This window comes from Catenibacterium mitsuokai (assembly GCF_025148785.1).
Lineage (GTDB): Bacteria > Bacillota_I > Bacilli_A > Erysipelotrichales > Coprobacillaceae > Catenibacterium > Catenibacterium mitsuoka.
Genome location: NZ_CP102271.1, coordinates 1095667 through 1115612, shown reverse-complemented (window position 1 = coordinate 1115612; position 19946 = coordinate 1095667). Strand labels below are relative to the sequence as shown.

General features: G+C 32.9%; 21 protein-coding genes and 1 other annotated feature (1 of these 22 running past the window's edge). Of the genes, 6 read left to right on the top strand and 15 right to left on the bottom strand.

Annotated elements, in window-relative coordinates; translation table 11 throughout:
* Positions 1–154, bottom strand: a binding site (T-box leader); it reaches 81 nt to the left of the window's first position.
* 147 nt (positions 155–301) lie between these two features.
* The gene (locus NQ499_RS05600; protein ID WP_006504581.1) at positions 302–1216 is read right to left on the bottom strand and encodes a hypothetical protein; all 915 of its coding nucleotides are present in this window, start codon (positions 1214–1216) and stop codon (positions 302–304) included.
* Between the two features lie 27 nt (positions 1217–1243).
* Positions 1244–2194, bottom strand: coding sequence for a hypothetical protein (locus tag NQ499_RS05595; protein WP_006504582.1), 951 nt, complete (start codon positions 2192–2194; stop codon positions 1244–1246).
* A gap of 598 nt (positions 2195–2792) precedes the next feature.
* Here NQ499_RS05595 and NQ499_RS05590 point away from each other — a divergent pair.
* Positions 2793–3731, top strand: a complete 939-nt coding sequence (locus NQ499_RS05590) for an Abi family protein (protein WP_006504583.1) — start codon at positions 2793–2795, stop codon at positions 3729–3731.
* Positions 3732–3889: 158 nt separating this feature from the next.
* Here NQ499_RS05590 and NQ499_RS05585 read toward each other — a convergent pair whose 3' ends face one another.
* A complete protein-coding gene (locus NQ499_RS05585; protein WP_006504584.1) occupies positions 3890–5755 on the bottom strand; it encodes a PTS fructose transporter subunit IIABC in 1866 nt (621 codons plus the stop codon).
* A gap of 149 nt (positions 5756–5904) precedes the next feature.
* Here NQ499_RS05585 and NQ499_RS05580 point away from each other — a divergent pair, with 149 nt between their 5' ends.
* Together NQ499_RS05580 and NQ499_RS05575 are read left to right on the top strand one after the other, a co-directional pair.
* Positions 5905–6189 (top strand): hypothetical protein, encoded by a 285-nt coding sequence (locus tag NQ499_RS05580; RefSeq protein ID WP_006504585.1) that lies wholly within the window; start codon positions 5905–5907, stop codon positions 6187–6189.
* Between the two features lie 104 nt (positions 6190–6293).
* A complete protein-coding gene (locus tag NQ499_RS05575; protein WP_006504586.1) occupies positions 6294–6812 on the top strand; it encodes a TetR/AcrR family transcriptional regulator in 519 nt (172 codons plus the stop codon).
* Positions 6813–6846: 34 nt separating this feature from the next.
* Here the strand turns inward: NQ499_RS05575 and NQ499_RS05570 are convergent, their stop codons facing one another.
* The 7 genes from NQ499_RS05570 to NQ499_RS05540 all read right to left on the bottom strand — a co-directional run bounded on the left by NQ499_RS05570 (position 6847) and on the right by NQ499_RS05540 (position 13122).
* On the bottom strand, positions 6847–8787 hold the full coding sequence (locus NQ499_RS05570) for an oxidoreductase (protein ID WP_040389587.1): 1941 nt from the start codon (positions 8785–8787) through the stop codon (positions 6847–6849).
* A gap of 121 nt (positions 8788–8908) precedes the next feature.
* A complete protein-coding gene (locus NQ499_RS05565) occupies positions 8909–9919 on the bottom strand; it encodes a helix-turn-helix transcriptional regulator (protein WP_006504588.1) in 1011 nt (336 codons plus the stop codon).
* Positions 9916–10665, bottom strand: a complete 750-nt coding sequence (locus tag NQ499_RS05560; RefSeq protein WP_050772143.1) for a Cof-type HAD-IIB family hydrolase — start codon at positions 10663–10665, stop codon at positions 9916–9918. Before NQ499_RS05560 ends, NQ499_RS05565 begins: the two co-directional genes overlap by 4 nt.
* Before the next feature lie 43 nt (positions 10666–10708).
* Entirely contained in the window at positions 10709–11188 is a 480-nt protein-coding gene (locus tag NQ499_RS05555; RefSeq protein WP_006504590.1) for a hypothetical protein, read from the bottom strand.
* Complete coding sequence (locus NQ499_RS05550; RefSeq protein WP_006504591.1) at positions 11175–11780, bottom strand: ABC transporter ATP-binding protein; 606 nt, start codon at positions 11778–11780, stop codon at positions 11175–11177. Before NQ499_RS05550 ends, NQ499_RS05555 begins: the two co-directional genes overlap by 14 nt.
* Positions 11781–11792: 12 nt before the next feature.
* The gene (locus tag NQ499_RS05545; protein ID WP_006504592.1) at positions 11793–12281 is read right to left on the bottom strand and encodes a hypothetical protein; all 489 of its coding nucleotides are present in this window, start codon (positions 12279–12281) and stop codon (positions 11793–11795) included.
* Positions 12265–13122 carry a hypothetical protein gene (locus tag NQ499_RS05540; protein ID WP_006504593.1) on the bottom strand — a complete coding sequence of 286 codons (858 nt, stop codon included), beginning with the start codon at positions 13120–13122 and terminating at the stop codon, positions 12265–12267. The genes NQ499_RS05545 and NQ499_RS05540 overlap by 17 nt, the downstream gene beginning before the upstream one ends.
* A gap of 137 nt (positions 13123–13259) precedes the next feature.
* On the opposite strand from NQ499_RS05540, the gene NQ499_RS05535 reads away from it, so the two are divergent.
* Both NQ499_RS05535 and NQ499_RS05530 read left to right on the top strand, forming a co-directional pair.
* Positions 13260–13949 carry a LytR/AlgR family response regulator transcription factor gene (locus tag NQ499_RS05535; protein ID WP_040389588.1) on the top strand — a complete coding sequence of 230 codons (690 nt, stop codon included), beginning with the start codon at positions 13260–13262 and terminating at the stop codon, positions 13947–13949.
* Positions 13949–15178 (top strand): sensor histidine kinase, encoded by a 1230-nt coding sequence (locus tag NQ499_RS05530; protein ID WP_006504595.1) that lies wholly within the window; start codon positions 13949–13951, stop codon positions 15176–15178. The genes NQ499_RS05535 and NQ499_RS05530 overlap by 1 nt, the downstream gene beginning before the upstream one ends.
* Positions 15179–15321: 143 nt before the next feature.
* On the opposite strand, the gene NQ499_RS05525 is transcribed toward NQ499_RS05530, so the two are convergent.
* Entirely contained in the window at positions 15322–15756 is a 435-nt protein-coding gene (locus NQ499_RS05525; protein ID WP_006504596.1) for an HD domain-containing protein, read from the bottom strand.
* Positions 15757–15886: 130 nt separating this feature from the next.
* On the opposite strand from NQ499_RS05525, the gene NQ499_RS05520 reads away from it, so the two are divergent.
* Positions 15887–16453, top strand: a complete 567-nt coding sequence (locus NQ499_RS05520) for a TetR/AcrR family transcriptional regulator (protein WP_006504597.1) — start codon at positions 15887–15889, stop codon at positions 16451–16453.
* A gap of 8 nt (positions 16454–16461) precedes the next feature.
* Here NQ499_RS05520 and NQ499_RS05515 read toward each other — a convergent pair whose 3' ends face one another.
* From NQ499_RS05515 to NQ499_RS05500, 4 genes are read right to left on the bottom strand one after another with little or no spacing between them, the layout of a single operon-like run.
* Positions 16462–16860, bottom strand: a complete 399-nt coding sequence (locus NQ499_RS05515) for a DUF956 family protein (protein ID WP_006504598.1) — start codon at positions 16858–16860, stop codon at positions 16462–16464.
* Positions 16861–16907: 47 nt separating this feature from the next.
* On the bottom strand, positions 16908–17825 hold the full coding sequence (locus NQ499_RS05510) for a PTS system mannose/fructose/sorbose family transporter subunit IID (protein WP_006504599.1): 918 nt from the start codon (positions 17823–17825) through the stop codon (positions 16908–16910).
* Positions 17826–17845: 20 nt separating this feature from the next.
* Positions 17846–18661, bottom strand: coding sequence for a PTS mannose/fructose/sorbose transporter subunit IIC (locus NQ499_RS05505; protein WP_006504600.1), 816 nt, complete (start codon positions 18659–18661; stop codon positions 17846–17848).
* A 15-nt stretch (positions 18662–18676) separates the two neighbouring features.
* Entirely contained in the window at positions 18677–19663 is a 987-nt protein-coding gene (locus tag NQ499_RS05500; protein WP_006504601.1) for a PTS sugar transporter subunit IIB, read from the bottom strand.
* Between the last annotated feature and the right edge of the window lie 283 nt (positions 19664–19946).

The window sequence follows — 19946 nt, the reverse complement described above, 5'->3', positions numbered from 1 at the left end:
TCTTTAACGCAGAAATTACGGCCTTCTTTACTATTATTTTCAAGAAAACAGCTCACAAGGGATGGTCCCATAATCATTACCTGCATCCTTTCCACCAGCTGGATGCTCTCTATAGGAAGCGGATTAGAAATCGTATCTTGTTCAACGCTCTGTTTCGTATGTATGCCTATATAATAGTCCAATATTATTTTTTGTCAACACTTTATTGCGAATAATGTAAATATATTTAATAGTTTTATGTTATTCGTAAATGTAAGCGGTAGTTACATGTCGAAGTATTCTAAATCAGCATAGTAAAACTTCACCTATATTTGGATTTAATATATTGTTTAATGGCCTCCATATAGTCTTCTTCCCTATCATAATCCTGTGGATCAACATCATACATATCAGATGGATCATAGTATTCTTTCCATTTTACTCTTAAATCATCTAAATAACCACTTTCATGATCATACTGTATAGGATCTATAGAACTAAATGTGTTAAAGGAATTATGTTTATCTCCCCAGGACTGTTTACTTTCTTCAGTTGGATTTTCTTCTATATCAACCAGATTAGACTCAGATTTACTTAAATGTTCCCTAGACAATTGTTTCTTCGCTTTATTACGATTACTTCTATATGAAGGGGATTTTGCATCAAGTCTTGCTATATGGCGCTTCCACTTTTTAATAGCTTCGACATAATCATCTTCATACTCATAAGCACCTGGATCTACATCATATTTATCTTCAGGATCATGTTCTTCTTTCCACTCCCTTCTTTCATCAATCGCAAAATCATATTCAAAAGGATAATCAAATGAACTAGGATCAAGTCCTGGAAAATCATCATAGGGATCATATTCTTCTCTTACCTTCTGATACAATGCATCAAGATATTGTTCTTTAGTATCAAAATCTAATGGATTTACATCATATTTATCATAATCCGGTTCAACTTTCTTCCAATCAAGACGATCTAAATACTCTTGAGCTGCTTCTTCATATTTCTCAAAATTCTTATACTTTGAAACATCAACATACCCATCACATATTTCAAATGGATCCACATATTCTTTCCATTCTTCTCTAAGTGCATCCAGATACTCAGCGACAGTTTCATAATCATACTGACTCACATTGAATCTTTGATCAGGGTTATACCTCTCAGCCCACTTATCTTTTCTCATCATATCTCTCACTGCATATAATAGTAATGATCTTTTTCTCATAGTGTCACCTTTACTTCTACTATTCTCTTATCTCATTTTCACTTTTATATAATTCTGGATAGCGTCCATATAGTCTCCTTCATTATCATAATCATGTGGATCTACATCATACATATCAGAAGGATCATAATATTCTTTCCATTTCACTCTTAAATCATCTAAATAATCACTTTCATGATCATACTGTGTAGGATCTACAGAACTAAACGAATTATAGAAATTATGTTTATCTCCCCATGACTTTTTATCTTCTTCAGTTACATGTTCCTCCTGAGAAACTTCTACTATATTATCCAAATGATACTCAACAGAGTTTGGACGTTTTCTAGACATTTGTTTTAGTGCTTTATTACGATAAGCATCCATATCATCAGACTTTAAAACTTCTTCTCCATCTAATTCTGCATCAAGCTTTGCGACATAGTCCTTCCACTCATTGACAGCTTCTACATAGTCTTCTTTATCAAAGAATGTACTTGGATCAACAGGATATTGATGATTTGTATCATATAGTTCTAACCAATGTATTCTTTCATCTATTTCATATTGATACTCATAAGGTGAATCATAATCTAGAGGATCAATACAATAAAATTCATTTTCAGGATCATACTTCTCTTTTATTCTCTTTGTTAGAGCATCCAGATAAGTATCTTCATTCTTATAGTTTTGTGGATCAATATCAAAATCGCCATATTTAAATACTTCTTCAATCCATTCAAGATGTTCTAAGCATATATTAACTGATTTTTCATAGTCTTCAAAATTATCATATTTAGATACATCAACATAATGATCACATTCATCAAATGGATCTGCTTCAGATTTCCAATCATCACGCAAAGCATTTAAATATTCTTCTTCAGTATCATACCAATCAACATCTACAAAGAATTGTTGGTGAGGATTATATTTTCTAACCCATCTATCTTTGTTTAGATCTTTAATTGTTTGAAATAGTGTTGATATTCTTCTCATAGTATCACCTTAATCTTCTATTGCTTCTTGATATTCCTCTAAAGAATCATAATCCTCTACATCAGTATTATGTTCACTATAAGGATCATATTTCTCTTTCCATTCTTCACGTAGTGCATCTACATTATCATAATCATATGGGTTTACTTTGAAATCATTGCCTGGATTATATATTTCAGCCCACTTATCTTATTATTAATTCTATGACATTGTATTGTTTTCTTCATTGTAATCACCTCTTACCTTTTATTATATAAAGTTTGTACTAATACCTCCACGAGAAACGTAAAATGTAAAATTATTCTTGTGTCTATCTGCATTATTTCTATAGTTTTCTGAATTTTTCATATCAGCAATTGACATTCTATAACAAATAGGTTATATTGATTTTGCGATCAGATTGCAGATACTTGTGAAGCCTGCGATCGGGGGAGGGTGCCGAGGCCCCTCTTTTTTTTGCTTAAAAATAGTATATTCCACAAAAGTAATTTTCCAATTAAAAAGGTATATTTAATATAGAGGCATCATCTTAAATACTCAACTCCAACATCAAATAAGTTAGAGCAGTTCTCATAATACATATTTTTACGAGGTGCATATGACAAAACCATTTATTACATATACCAATCAGATTGAAAATTTAAAGAGCGAAAAACATTTAATAGTTACAGATACTAATTATGCAATCACATCCCTAAAAAATATCAGTTACTACGGATTAATTGGTGGTTACAAACATCCATTTATTGATATTCATACACGTAAATACGTTAATAATACTTGTTTTGAAGATATAGTTAATCTTTATGAATTAGATGAAGAATTACGTGGATTATTCTTCAAGTATTTATGCCGTATAGAAAGAAAACTACGTTCATCTATTTCTTACCACTTCTGTCAAAAACATGGAGAACGTCAAGAAGAATACCTTAATCCCAACAACTACAACATGATTCCTAAAAATATGCGTGGAATTATAAAACTAATTCAAATACTAGATAATGTAGCTAATAAAAACAAGAATCACAAATATCTTGTTTACCAGCGCAATAAATATCATAATATCCCGCTGTGGGTGACTTGTAATGCTCTTACTTTCGGTCAAATATCCAAGATGTTTGAATTTCTACTTCAAAATATGCAAGGACTCATCTGCCAGGACTTTGGAAATCTCAAGAAAAATGAAATGATTAGTTATTTAAAAGTATTAACACTCTATCGAAACGTTTGCGCTCACAACGAAAGACTTTTTTCTTATCGCACGTATATTGATATTCCTGACACATTGATACACAAAAGATTAAACATACCAAAAAGTGGCTCAAAATATATATATGGAAAAAATGATTTGTTTTGTGTAGTTATTACCTTTCGCTATCTACTACCACAAGCTGATTTTTTAGTATTCAAAAAGCATCTGATTCATATTTTCAATCAATACGAAAAGAAGAATTCAAACTTAAAACTAGAGCAACTTTATGAATATATGGGATTTCCATCTAACTGGAAACATATCACAAAATTCCGCAAAATATAATCATAGTCGTCTAAAACAGCATAATTTTATATCATCCACAACTGATATTTTGATCTATCTAGATTATATTAGTTCTACGATTAGATTGCAGATACTCGTGAAGCCTGCAATTGCGGGAGGTGCCAAGTCTCCTTTTTTTTACATAAAAAAAGCCTGAGTTATGACTCAGACTTGTGTGTAAATGTAATAATAAGACCTGATACAATTGCACCAGCAAGGAGTGCTAAGACATACTTGAGTGGATTAGACATCAAATAGATAATCCAGATACCACCATGAGGTGCCATCACTCCACACTTAAAGTAAGCAGATAATCCACCGGTAATAAGTGAACCTAGGATACATGCAGGTAAGACATGTTTTTGATCCTTCTTCATAAAAGGAATAGCCCCTTCTGATACAAATGATAAGCCCATAATAATGTTCTTTAAAGTAGTACCTCTTTCTTCTTTAGTCCACTTTTCTTTAAATACAAGTGTAGAGAAGCCAATCGCAAGAGGTGGAATCATACCAGCACCCATAACAGAAGCCATGATAATAGCCGCATTATTCGCTCTAGTGAAAACTAAAGCATTCGCAAATAAATAAGCAAATTTATTAACAGGACCACCCATATCAATAGACATCATCGCACCAAGTGATGCCCCAATAATAACTAATGAAATAAGTGGTAGGTTATTCACACGTTCCATAATAAATGAATGACCAATTACTATATATGTATTAAGTACTGTCATCACAATACCTGATGATAATACGCCTAATACCGGATATAGTAAGACTGGTTTAATACCCTCAAACATATCTGGAATCTTAGTACAGAGTTTCTCAATCGCAAGTACAAGGTATCCTGCAATAAAGCCCCCTACTATAGCCCCTAAGAAGCCTGATGTACTCAAAGTTGTATAAGGGTTATTTAACCAGGCTAAAGTAAAACCACTATAGGCAATATAACCACATGCAAGTCCAGGTCCTAAAGCTGGACGATCTGCAATACTCATCGCAATATAGCCTGATAATACAGGTAATACAAGTAAGTAAAGAATGTTTCCAAAGACATTCAGTATATTCGCAAATTGTGTATTAAATGTAAGTTTAGTTGCAAGTACACTCATAAATCCTGCTGCAACTAGAATAGGTAAAGCATGAGAAAAACCATTCATTAAATGTTTATAAGGAATATGCCATCCCTTTTCCTGGTTATTCTCTACCTTTACTTCTTCACCTTTATAGATAGGTGCTTGTTCATCTAGAATAATCTGAATAAGTTTTTCAGGTTCATCAATCCCTCTTGCAACAGGACAACTATAGAGTGGTAAGCCATTAAAACGATTTAAAGAGATATTCTTATCAGCTGCAATAATAACACCCTTTGCGTGTTCTATATCTTCTTGAGTGAGTTCATTCTTAACCCCTACTGAACCTTGTGTTTCTACCTTAATAGATACACCCATTTCCTTAGCCTTTTTTTCTAATGCTTCTGCAGCCATATATGTATGAGCAATTCCTGTTGGACAAGCAGTGACTGCTAAGACTTCAGGGTGTTTGACTGCTTCTGTTTCATGTTTAGCACTTTGCGCTAAATCAATAATAGATAAGAATTCTTCAGGCGTTCCCGCATTCTTTAAATCTTCACAGAAATCATGATCCATGAGTAATGTAGAGAGTTCACTTAATACCTGTAAATGTACATTATCGCCATTATCTGGTGCTCCAATCAAGAAAATAAGAGTTGTAGGCTGACCATCCATAGATTGATAATCTACACCCTCAGGCAAAGTCATAGCGGCAATACCTGCTCGAGTAATCGCAGTTGTTCTTGCATGAGGAATCGCAATACCATCCACCATACCTGTAGTAGAAAGATTTTCTCTTTCTATAACTGCTTCTTTATATGCTTCTTTATCAGAGACATTGCCCTGTTTATTCATTAAAGACACCATTTGATCAATTGCATCCATCTTGTTAGAGGCATGACCATGAATCTTAATGGCTTCTTTACTCATCAAATCTGTTATTTTCATATTCTTCTCCTAGTTATGATATACATGCATTCTATCATAATTTTATGTAAATAAGTACGGTAATATTATGTTTATAAGAAATTATTTTTCTTATCATTTAACACTTCATAGAAATAAGATTATAATAAGAAAAGAAAGAAGGTGTTACTATGTATGCAGTCATTTATGGTGACATGGAAAATGGAGAAAACATTGAAGTAGAAGGACTATTTCAAACACACGTTGAAGCAGTGAAGGCATTGTATGAGAGTGCTTCTAAGACATTTGATTCTATGAATATTGATATAGAATCATGTGTTGAGGATGAGTATGACTGGAGTCCTCGTGGTGAAATCCATAAGGAAAGTGCCTGGGCTAATAGTGGCGGTAAAGATGGATATGCTTTGTTTTGGAATGTGATAGAGATAGATAACAGAGCTTTTCAAAACAAATAAATGTAAAATATGACATATAGAGTGAAAAGTTTCAACTTCAAAAGAGTTGATGCTTTTTTATTGCCTTAAAATGAGGTAAAATTGAATTAAAGGCGGATCACGATATGAAAAAAGAAGCGAAGAAGAAACTTTATGAAAGCACTGTGGAATTATTGAAGGAGAGTGATTATGAAGATCTCACAGTAGGAAAGATATGTCAAAATGCCTGTCTTTCTAGACAATCATTTTATCTTTATTATCATTCCAAAGATGAGATATTAAAAGAAATCTATTTTAATCTATTTAAGTATACTTATCTAGATAAAATAGAAAACAAGCAGTATATAGAGTCTGATGATTTTATTATGAAAGTAATTGATGTCTATGAAGCGCATGCAACTATCTTCATTACATTAGATAAGTGGTACTACCAGGATTTTTTATCACAGGAGAAGCAGCGTTTTCTAGAAGAAGTCTCTCTTCGTGAATTTGATAATCCATTTATTGAGAAATACTTTAAGTATTTCATGATTTCTTTCTTAACACCCCTCCTCTATATCATGATGGGATGGCTCAATGGGGATAAGAAAGAATCAAAACAAGAACTACAGACAATCATTAAAACATTTGTATATCACAAATAATAAAACCCTCTCATTTTTGAGAGGGCCCTTTATTTTATAAGTCTTTAGTTAGATTATATGCTTCAGTAATAGCTGTCTTGATATTACCAATTTCATGGGCATCACCAATCATATGGTAGTTAAGACCACTTTCCTTCAACATTTCTTCTACAGCTGGGTTCTTCTTATAACCTGCTGCAAAGATAAGTGTATCTGCATCCTTGATTGTATGAGTCACGCCTTCAAGTGTATAGTTGATTTCAGTTTCAGTTACTGATTCTACCTTAGCACTTGTAATAATCTTGATACCTTTTTCCATCATTCTTCTTACAAGTAAGCTTCTGCCCGGTCCAGATTCATTCATCATGACACCATTGGCCATTTCAAGTACTGTGACATCTCTATTTCTAGGGAATAAGTCATTGATTAATGGTGCTAAGTAATCAGCTGTTTCACAACCTACTGATCCACCACCAATAATAACGATCTTACGACCTGGGAACTGTTTACCAGCTAATACATCATCTGCAGTCATCCATGATTTGAACTGAGTAAATGGATTAATAACGATTGGAGAAGCACCAGTACCTGCAATGACTTCATAATCCTTGAATTCATTCTGTAACATATCTAAAGTCACTTCTGTATTTAATCTTACATCAACACCTTCAAGTTTATGAGCCATATACTTGATAACTAATGTTAGATCCTGTTTTGCGATAGGTACTGCAGCTAAGTTCATTTCTCCACCTAACTTATCATCCTTTTCGCATAATACAACATGATGACCTCTCTTATGAGCTACAAATGCTGCTTCCATACCTGCTGGCCCACTACCAATCACAAGAATATTCTTCTTGTTTTCTGCTTCTGTAATCGTATCTTCGTTTTCAATTTCTAATGAAGGATTGATTGTACAAGATACACGTTTACCAAACATAATACCTGTTAAGCAGCGTAAGCATCCAATACATGGTCTAATATCTTCTACATGACCATTCATTGCTTTATTAACGAATTCTGCATCACATAAGTTAGCACGTCCCATCATACAGATATCTGCTTTATCATTCGCAATGAGTTCATCTGCAATCCAAGGTTCAGTAATACGTCCAACTGTTGCCACTGGAATAGATACATGCTTCTTAATTTCTTCACTTAATAATGCATGTGAACCCATCTTAGTCCCTGGTGCTGGAATAGAACTTCCTCTTGCGATAGTTGTACCACCAGAAACATGAAGCATATCTACACCTGCTGCTTCTAATTTTTTAGATACATAAATCATATCATTGATGTTTAAACCACCATCAGTATATTCATCACCAGAAATACGTACATCAATAATAAAGTCCTTACCACACATTTTACGTACTTCTTCAATAACTTCTAAAGTAAGTCTTAATCTACAAGAGATATCTCCTCCGTATTCATCTGTTCTCTTATTATATAAAGGAGATAAGAAACCACCTAATAAACCATGAGCATGAGCTGCATGGATTTCAACACCGTCAGCACCTGCAGTTTTAACTCTTAAAGCTGCTTCACCAAACTGTTTAATAATAACCTTTAATTCTTCTTTAGTGACTGAACGTGGTGCTTCTTTTGCATAATATGGTCCTACATTACTTGGTGCAATTAATCTTGGTGTACCAGGAATTGGGAAAGCCATATAAGCTGGGTGGAATAACTGTGGTAGAATCTTACAATCATACTGATGTACTGCTTCAGTTAATTTTTTCCATCCAGGAATAAAGCTATCATCATGAATAGACATATCTCCAGGTAAATAGATATATGTTGGTTCGACTGTAGTTACTTCAGTAACGATTAATCCAACACCACCCTTTGCACGAGCTGCATAATGAGCCACTAATGCATCAGTAACATAACCCTTATCAGCTAAGTTTGTACTGATAGGAGGCATAAAAACTCTGTTTTTTATAACTGTTTCACCAACTTTAATAGGTGAAAATAAATGTGAAAATTCCTTCATTTGTATTTTCCTCTCTTTCGTCCACATTATATCACTCCTCTTGTGAATAAAAAATCATGCTTTTATATAAAAACAGTCATATTTTGCCTTCTTAATATAGAAAGAAGACAATATATGACTGTTATAAAACAATTTGTATGCGCTTACCTTTTTGGGATATTTTTATTTCTTCTTCTGTTTCCAGCTTAATATGTTCTGCGTTTAAAGTGATCTTGCATTTCTCATCTTCGTAGATAGTTTCTTCTTCATTAATGAAATCTTCTAATATTTCATCAAAGTTATCGAGATTCATTTCTCTTTCTTCTGTAGGTGCAAAATTCTTCTTAAAACGTTTTCTATAATTACTCGGTGATATACCATAGATTTCTTTAAACGCTTCTGTATAGGCTTTAGAATTAGGCATACCGCATTCATCCGATATTTCTGATATATTCTTTATTCCTTCTAGTAAATCTTCTAAAGAAGCACGAATACGTACACTATTTAAATACTTGACAAAAGTAATACCAGTAAACTTCTTAAATAATTTAGATGTATAACTTAAACTGAATGAAAGTGTATCTGCCACATCACCTAAAGTTAAGTTATCATTGTAGTGAGAATCGATATATAAAATAGCCTGCATATAGTTCTTATGGGCTTCATCCTGTAAAGGGAGAGAAGACATAGAGAAAGAAACCTGAGAAGCAATAGAGAGGATGTCCATCATATAAGCATTAAGAGTATAGAGGTTATAGTTTTCCTGTCGAATAAGTTTAAGAATCCCTGATATCTTATTTTTTAATTGATCATAAGCCTGATTTGTAACAATCATCGTAGAAAAAGCTTCAGTGCTATTCCCACTCATTGCGGAAGTCATACGATCAAAATCTATATGTATTGTAAGAATTACTCCATCTTTTTTATGCGTAATCAAATGAATATCTCCGGGTGCAATCATCAAAAGTTCACCTTTTGATAGTTTAGAAGTAAACTTCTCTGTCACTATCTGGTATTCTCCCTGCAAGACATAAGAGAGTTCTAGACTCTTTTGTCTAGAGAAGATATGACGTTCAAAGCTGTTGATACTTAAAGAGAGAGGATATCCAAACTTCTGCCCTGAAAAATCATAATAGTCCGACATATTCATCATAATAGTAAGTCCTCCAGATATTTACCTATTCCATCATGATCACAATCATCACATACTGCATTAGAATATTCTTTCACATGTTCAAGTGCATTACCCATTGCGACACCTGTTCCTGCCTTAATAAGCATAGGAAGATCATTTTCACCATTTCCAAAAGCGATGGTATCCTTTAAATCAATATGGTGAAAACGTGCAATTCTCTCCAACATTGTTCCTTTATCTACACCTTTTGGTCCTATTTCAAGCCAATAAGGATCAACTAAAGAACATGTATAATCAAGTCCCTCAACGTCAAAGGATGGACGTCCATAAAAGACAAATTTATCAAATATTGCATCTCCATGTATCGGTTTATGCAAATGTAGTAATCGAACAAGCAAAGATTCATTATAGTGGAACATCACTCTTTTATTATTGATATAGACAATAAAGCCATAGTGATGTGCTTTTGCATATCTTCTTACTTTTAAGTAATCATCATAGTTTAAGCGTTCGTGTTCAAATACATTCTCTCCTAGATGATCATGATAAGCTTGTCCATTATTGCATGAATAGCCACTCATTGGATATTTTTCAAAATGAAGCATATCACCATATTTCTTTAAACTATTAATATGACGACCACTCGAGAGAATAACGCCTATTCCCTTCTCTTCTAGTTTAATAAGTGCCTCTAGTGTTCGTGATGAGATTTTAGAACGACGGTTTAGTAATGAACCATCCATATCACAAAATATTAACTTCATAAAACACCTCCATGGAACAATCATAACACAAAAGGTTTCAGGACTAAAATCCTGAAGTCAAAGTAATAAGATATTTAGTAAACATAATAAGTATGAATGCAATCATGAACGTATGAGAACCTAGTTTTTTATAGAAAAAAGACATGCATAATCCTACCCCTATTTCAATACAGACCGTTCCTATAAGTCCTAAGATACGAATATCATAAAAGAAGAAATCAGTGAGAATAGAAAAGAAAACAAATTCAACAAGTGTAAACACTATTCTTTTGAACATCATTGTATGATACTTCTTTCTTCCCATTCTGATAATTGAAAATATATCTATTTCAATATACTGGAAGATACAATCAAATACTATTTTTAAATATAAGTAATTAACTAGAAGCGAGAAAACAATATAAATAGGTCTTTGAGGAAAGAAGTATTTGATATCTGCATAATCAAAAAAGTTGATATGAAATACTTCTCTACATATAAGAAATAGAATGAAGAGAGGAACATAGTTCTTAATAATCTTCACTCTTAAGTTTCCCCTCCTCTAGTAAATAGGTATATGTATAGTGAACATGTGGTAAGCGGTCATGTGATGCAATCACTATGCTTTTACCACCTTCTACTAGTGTATTGACCATATTCTCAAATACGATAATTCTCTCTTCATCCAAGCCTCTTGTTGGTTCATCAAAGAAAATAAGGTTCTGATCTTCCATCACTGCTTGAATAATACCTGCTTTTTGTCTCATACCTACAGAATAATTCTTAAGTGTAGAAGAACAATCATAATCTAATGAGTACATATGACATAATTCTCTTATTCTTTCTTCATTATAGTGATGATTAATAGAAGCTAGAAATTCAAGATTGAATCTTAAAGATTCATTTTCAATAAATCCTGGATTTTCTATAAGTGCACCTATATATGTATCAGGCTTCTTTTCAATAATGCCTGAATCACTTTGGATAATATCGCAGATGATCTTAAAGAGTGTAGATTTGCCACATCCGTTCTTTCCATGTATATAGAGACATTCTCCTTTATTTATTTCTAGATTTATATCTTCTAATACAGTGTTTTGTTTAAAGCTCTTTTTAATATGATTGACTTTCAACATCTTTATTCCCTCCTAGAAAAACATGTAATGATAAACAAGATTGATAATGATAGGTAAAGCGATATAGAGAATGTTTGATTTTCTATTGAACTGCAGATATATAATAGATATCTCAAAAAAGTAAAGAAATGTGTAACAGACTAACATCAATAGAAGCTTGATACTCATTTGAGAGATACCATATACAAGAAATAAGAAGGTATAGAGAATAATCAAGAGAGATAGTGTAATAATAATCATAAAAGAATAGGTGGTTTGTTGTGTATTCTTATATCCCATACGTGTAATCAAAGTATGATTGATACCATTGATGATCATCACCTTCTTATACATAATCACTAGATAAGTAATATTCAAAATCAAGGTGATATAGTTACTTGTGAGAAGTATATAAATGAAGTTAACTCTTTTATTTAACCGCGTGACTACAGGAATAAGAAGAATCAATACAATAAGTGAAATGGTGTCCTGTTTCTTAATAAGTTTAAGTAGTGGAGTCATGATAATCCCTCATTCCAAAAAGAATAGATGACAAGAGATAATAAATTAATGCCGTACCAATATAGAAAAGATGAGGATTGTTATTTAAAACAGGACTTTTAATAATGCTTGGGGTGAGAATATTTATGATATTAAGGAAATAAGCCAATGTGGCTAATAAGCTTCCTGATGTATTATAGAATGTATGAGATAAAACAGATGCGCCAATATAAAGAATAAGAGATACAAGCAAACCTAAAGTTCTATAGAGATAGACATTCTTAATAAAATACTGTAATGAGAATAAGAAATGAGAAAAGAATGCATAGCCTAATGATGAAAGAATCATATAAATAATAAGATTAAGAAGTAATGAACTCGATAATAGATGAGTCTGTCTAGTCGCATTCATATAGATTGGATTAATAGAGAAAGAAATCTTAAAAAAGAAAAGATGAATGATTAGTATTGTAAGTAGATGAGTCATAAGAATAAGAATAAATGTTGCAAGAAAATTGAATTGTCTTTCTTTTTTATGATAAAGAGAAGAAGACATGCGTGTTATCATAAAATGATTGAATTTATTATGATTATATAATAAGAAATCAGCACTAATGATATTAGGCACAATGAGTGTTGTAAGGACATATAATATAAGTGTAAGTCCTGAATCCTGTAAGCAATAGAAGAAGTCTAAGCCCATTTCAGGATCCTTTGATTTCATTAGTATCATTTCTTTTTCAGGAATAGATCCATAAGCTCCTTTATAGCTGATGAATATTCCTGCAACAATCGCAATGAAATAAATAGAAAATAAGAGAAGTTTCTTTTTGGATTTAAATAAGTAGAAGAATTGTTTCATAAATTATCTCCTTAATATGTTAGAATATAATTAATAGTTCTTTTGTTTATTTCATTTTAGATAATACATAATATATATTCAATTGTGTGATCGTTAATGGTCTATTTAAAAGCGTCAATGATAAGGAGATGAAATCTATGGCGTACAAAATTGCGATTGTAGATGATGAAGAAAATGACTTAAAACATGTTTGTCATCATATAAGTGATTTCTTCTCATCTACAGATATAGAGCTTAATACGTATATAGATGCCTTACAATTTCCTATAGATATATATTTTGATGTCTTATTTCTCGATATCGATATGCCTCATGTTTCAGGATTAGATCTTGCGAAAGAGTATAAAAAAAGACATCAAAATGCCTTAATCATCTTTATTACTAGCCATAATGAACTTGTTTATAAAGCTTGTAATATTCATCCTTTTGACTTTATTAGAAAAGAGAATCTAGATATAGAAATGCCTGATGTATTAGAAGAAATCAACTATCATTTGTCTCATTTACATCCAAGTGTGACATTTTATATCAATGGAAATGCCTATATATTAAGAAAAGAGTCTATTCTTTATTGTGAAAGCTTCAATCATCAAACAGAGATACATTTTGATACATCTTCTATTACTGTCAATATGCAGCTAAGTGATGTAGAAAGAACGATTGATTCTAATCATTTCAAAAGAGTAGGACGTTCTTATCTAGTAAACATGAAAAAGGTGACCAAGCTAGAAGGTACAACATTATATATAAGTGAGCATTACCAGATACCAATAAGTAGAAGAAAGAAAAAGCTTGTATTAGAGTATATGAAGGAGGTGCATCTTTGATGTTAGAAACAAATAATATAAGTTTCATTGCACTATCCTTGATGTTGTTGTCATTTTTCTACTATGTGTATTCTATCAACATAAAAAAGAACCTGATGAAGTTTATTGGTTCCATAGTCTTATTAGCATCTGTTTCTATTATTTCTTCTATGTTGATACACAATGGACTTCTTAGTATATGTCTATTAGGTTTATGCTTAATTCTGTTTAAACAGGACAGTCTTCTAGAATGTCTATTTATATCACTCTACTTTATCTTTCTTAAGGTTCTTACCTATGTGATTATGACATGGGGTATCAATATTTTTATATATGATCTAGTTTTACCTATTCATGATACAATCTATGGTTCAGATATCCTTTTATGTTTATTTTTACTTCTAACAGGGCATTTATTTAAGAATTATTTACTGCGTATTAAAGAATATACCGCCTTCTATCTTGGTATCCATTCTGTATTAATACTCATCTATTTGTCTTATCTTATAACTATTTTCAAGAAAGGTTCTCTTCCCATTGAAAGTTCTATAGAAATTGTACTGATTACTATTCTTGTGATATTGATCTATCAGATGGTTAATAGAATACTAAGTATAGAGAAAGAGAATTATCTAGTAAAATTAAACAATGAGGAATTGAAATTCAATAAGAAGAATTATGAAAATATCATTTCTCATATGAACGAAATCAGAAAGATTAAACATGATATGAATCATATGTTGTTGTCATTACTGGATGATTGTGAAAAAAAAGATTATGAATCACTCAATAATCATATTCATAACCAATTACATACAATAAATAAAACACAAACAGTGGATACAGGCAATGCCTCTTTGAATCTTATACTATCTTCTCAATTATCTAAGATTAAAGATAAGAATATTGAATTTATTGCCAGTCAATTTGATGATGATATCCCTATAGACAAAGTAGACTTCTATGTATTACTAGGTAACTTATTAGATAATGCGATTGAGAATTGTACATCAAAGTCTATTAAGAAGATTATTCTTGATATTTATAAAGAGAATAATGATTTCATTATTGATATTAAGAATACAAGCATCAATAATCCTCTTGTTGATAATCCATACTTCAATACTACTAAAGAAGAGAGAGGGCATGGGTTTGGAATGCGTTCTATTATGAATATAGTCAATAAGTATCATGGTGAGATCACCTATGATTACTCATATCGTTATTTTAGTGTTCAAGTCAAACTATAAAGACAAAGATAGAACTACCAGCAAGCGGTTGTTCTTAGACTTAATTAACTACTTCAAGCTTTTCCACAGACTAGAGGTAGTTATTTTTGATTTCTAATCAAGAATTAGTATTATCCCTATGAAAAAAAGCTAGAAATTCTAGCTTATCTGTTAAACAACGTCTCTTCTATTGCACAAATCTTATCCGCAATACATACAATCCATGCTTCTTTGCATGCTGGAGGAATAGGAGTTAAAGGAAACATATGTCTGACTATAATATTTTTAACTCGTGGTGATAATGTATAATCCATTTCCGCATTTTTATAAGCACATTCTGGATGAGTGAACCCGTGGAGATGTCTTCCTTCTCCATCATGCCAGTCATATAAGAAATAATCATGTAATAATGCGCCAATGACTAAAGCGTCCATATTGACTTGTATTGGGAGCCATTTCGCAATCTTAACACTCATACGAGCGACATTTACACAATGTGTATAAACAGAAATAGAACCATGCTGTATATAATTCTTCGTTTCATTGATTCGACCACAATTCTCTAGATAACGTAATTTCTTTTGAATAATGTATGTCATTCATTTATCCTCCATTATTGAAACCCTCAATCCGCATGTATTATAATATAGACATGTAAATAAAAAAATGGTCAGAATAATATACATGTGATACTAAATATACATATTTACTAGAAAGTGAGATATAACTATGGATAAAAAGATGGACAGACGTGTTCTTAAAACAAAACGTGCAATATATAATGCTTTTGTAGAACTTTTATCCGAAAAAGAAATCAATCATATTACAATCACTGATATCTCTAAAAAAGCAGATATCAACCGTAAAACATTCTATAACTACTATTCAGATATCTATGAAGTTATGGAAGAGATAGAAAACCTGATGGTTGATACATTCATCAAAAGACTTGATACAATAGAATTTACGAATATGACTGATTTCCTCACAGAAGTCTTTAGTCAGTTTACTGAAATCATTAATAGTGATCTAGTCTTCTTTAGTCATCTCTTTAAGACAAATAATCGCTCTATTTTAATAGTAAAGATTGTAGAAGCGATTAAAGAATATATTCGTAAACGTATTGAAAAGGAACAGGAATTAGATATACAGAAATTTAATATTGTGGCTGATTTCTATATTCCTGGTATTTTATCTGTGTATATGAACTGGTTTATGAATAATCATAATATCTCTATCGAAGAATTATCTCATATCCTCACAGATCTTATTCTTCGTGGAACAGAAAAAAAATGATCAGGCAATTAAGCCTGATCATTGACTTTGTGTCGATATTTAGAGTCAAAGATGTATCGTATACCCCTTTTAATAATGGTAAGGAATGTAGGAGAACGATACATTTTTTCTTTAGGAAAATGATTTCCAACCACCTGTAATGTTTTCACATTATCACGTGTAGAGAAAGTAAAATGTCCATTGTTTTTAGTAAATATTGCGAAGCGTGCAATTTTCTTATTAAAATATACAGAAGCACTGATATAATCAATTTCTTCCCATGGAATCTGAATAAAGTCTTCTTTATTCTTTTCGTTATAGAACTCAAAGGCCTTGTCCCCTACCATGACATCCCCATAGTTAGTTAAACCATTTAGTGAAGTCGCTTTAATTGAAAAATCAACTTTTGTATTTTGTGATTGCGCCATTTTATTTCCTCCTTAAAGATAAGAGGCAGTAAAACTGCCTCTATTGATTACATAATACCGATAACTCTTGCAACGATACCAACAACGAATAATGCGATGATGATAACGATTGGAGATACCTTTTTCTTTAATAAGTAACAGCATAATAATGTAAGTAATAATGCTGCTAAACCAGGTACTAACTGGTCTAAGTTCTGCTGTAAAGTAGTAACCTTAACCTGGTTTAATCCATTAGCACCAAGTGAGCTATACTGACTTAATGCTTCTTTGATACCTGCAGCACCCTTTGGTAACTTATCCCATTCGATATAAGCACCTTTAGACTGAGTAACCTGAGATACTACTGGAGTAAAGCTGATAGATACCCATCTCTGTACTAATGCACCGATGATGAACATACCAAGGATAGAAGCACCTTCAGTAACTTTACCAAGAAGTCCTCCTGACATATCCTTAGCAATAGAAGTACCTACTTTATAACCGAATTCCTGTGTATACCATAAGAATGCGATACGTACTAAGTTCCATACTACGAAGAATAGTAATGGTCCAACAATGCTTCCTGATAATGCAAGTGAAGCACCTAATGCACCTAAGATTGGTCTTACTGTAAACCAGAATACTGGGTCACCAACACCAGCAAGAGGTCCCATCATACCAACTTTAACACCCTGTACAGTCTGGTCATCTACAGGCATACCATTTGCACGTTCTTCTTCAAGTGCTAATGTAACACCCATAACTGGAGCTGATACATAAGGATGTGTATTATAGAATTCTAGATGACGCTTTAATGCAGCGGCTCTATCTTCTTCTTTTGTATATAATTTCTTGATAGCTGGGATAATTGAATAACACCAACCACCATTCTGCATACGTTCATAGTTCCAAGAACCCTGAAGGAACTGATGACGCCAGCATACGTCCATTCTATCTTTTTTAGATAGTGTAATCTTATCTGCCATAATGTTCGTCCTCCTTCAGATTAATAGTCGTTTAAGATGTCACCAAGTGGATCTCCAGATCCTCCAGCGCCACCATTACCTTTACCAGCATTGTCTTTTAATCCAAGATAGATTAAAGCAAGAACAACACCAATAACACCTAATGCGATTAATGTAAGTTCTGAGATAGCTGCTAAAACGAAACCAAGAGCGAAGAATGGCCAAGTTTCTTTTGTAGCCATCATGTTGATAACCATTGCATAACCTACAGCGGCAACCATACCACCGCCAACAGCCATACCACCAGATAACCAAGCTGGCATAGAATTTAATGCACCTGTTACAACCTTAGCTGGAACGAAGCAAAGGATAACTGCTGGGATCATAATACGAAGACCCTGCATTAAGATTGCAGCAACCTGCCATCTTTCAATAGCCTTATAGTCACCTTTTTCTGCAGCTCCATCCATGAAGTGAACCATAGGGATTGCAAGAGTACGACAGATCATTGTTAAGAATAAACCTGCAACTGATAGTGGAACGGCAACAGCGATAGAAGTATTGATAGCGTTAGTAACGTTTGTACTACCACCCTGTAAACCTAATACCATGATGATTGCTGAAGCAACTGATGCAAGAGCGGCATCTGGTGCAACAGCAGCACCAACGTTTGCCCAACCAAGGGCAATCATCTGTAATGAACCACCAAGGATGATACCTTCCTTTAAGTGGCCAGTAACTAAGCCGATTAACGTACATGCTACTAGAGGCTGATGGAACTGGAATTCATCAAGAATACCTTCCATACCTGCAAGTAAAGCAACAATCGCAATCAGCACAATTGAAATTGCTGACATAAATTATTTCCTCCCTTATTTAGACAATCCTTCTTTAGCTTTATTAAGGATTGCATTGATGTTATCAGGTGAATCATTTGGTACTTTACGCACATCAAACTTAACACCCTTAGCCATAATCTTTTCAATAGTATCAACATCATCCTGACTCATTGATACGGCTTTAGTACAAACGACTTTACCCTGTGAATGAGCCATAGAACCTAAGTTCAATGTCTTAATGTCAACGCCACCTTCGATTGCACGAAGTGCATCCTGTGGGTTTTCGAATAATACTAATGCTTTTGTGTTACCAAAACGTGGATCCTTAGCAACCTGGATCATCTTATCGATTGGTACAACGTGAGCTTTAACACCTGGAGGTGCTGCCTGAATAATCATTTCTTTTCTAAGATCATCGTGAGCCACACCATCAGATACTACGATGATACGGTTTGGCTGAGTTGTCTTAGTCCATGCAGTAGCAACCTGACCATGTAATAAACGTGAATCAATTCTTGCTAATACATACTTGATGTGACCATCACCAATAACTGTTCCTTCAGGAATAGCGCCCTGAGGTGCTGGTGCAGCTGCTGCTGCCTTTTCTTCCTTCTTAGGTTCTAGTGTTTCAGGTTTTGGTTTAACACCATCTCTTGCCACTTCAGTGACATGTGTTGCGATTTCATGAGCTGTTTCCATAGACATACGAGATGCGTAAGTTTCAATCAACATTGGTAAATTTAAACCAGTGACAATAGCCCACTTATCTTCATGTCCATTAAGTAAAGCACTTGCCTGATTGAATGGTGTTCCACCCCAAAGGTCTACAAGGAATAATACTTCATCCTGATTTTCAAAACCAGCAATCGCTTCTTCCATTTTTCTGCGAATATCATCTGGGCCTTCGCTAGGCATTAATGTGCAGGCTTTAACGTTAGCCTGATCACCAAAGATCATAGATCCTGACTGGAAAATGCCTTCTGCAAACTGTCCATGACTCGCAAGGATAATTCCTACCATTTTATCTCCTACCTTTCATAATTGTAAGTAAGTAGTGAAGATATACTTAATATGTATATGGACATCTATACACATAACCTTTATATTCATCTAATCCCTATCAACTTATATTCATAGATAAATACAGCTCTTCTCAAACATATATCTCCTATTTACTATAGACAATATTATAGCACCATCTCATTTCAGTGCAATAATCCCGATTTAGGAATTATATATACCATACTTTTATATGTTATATACCATATTTGTAAAAAAGTTGACATCATATCCTATATATGAT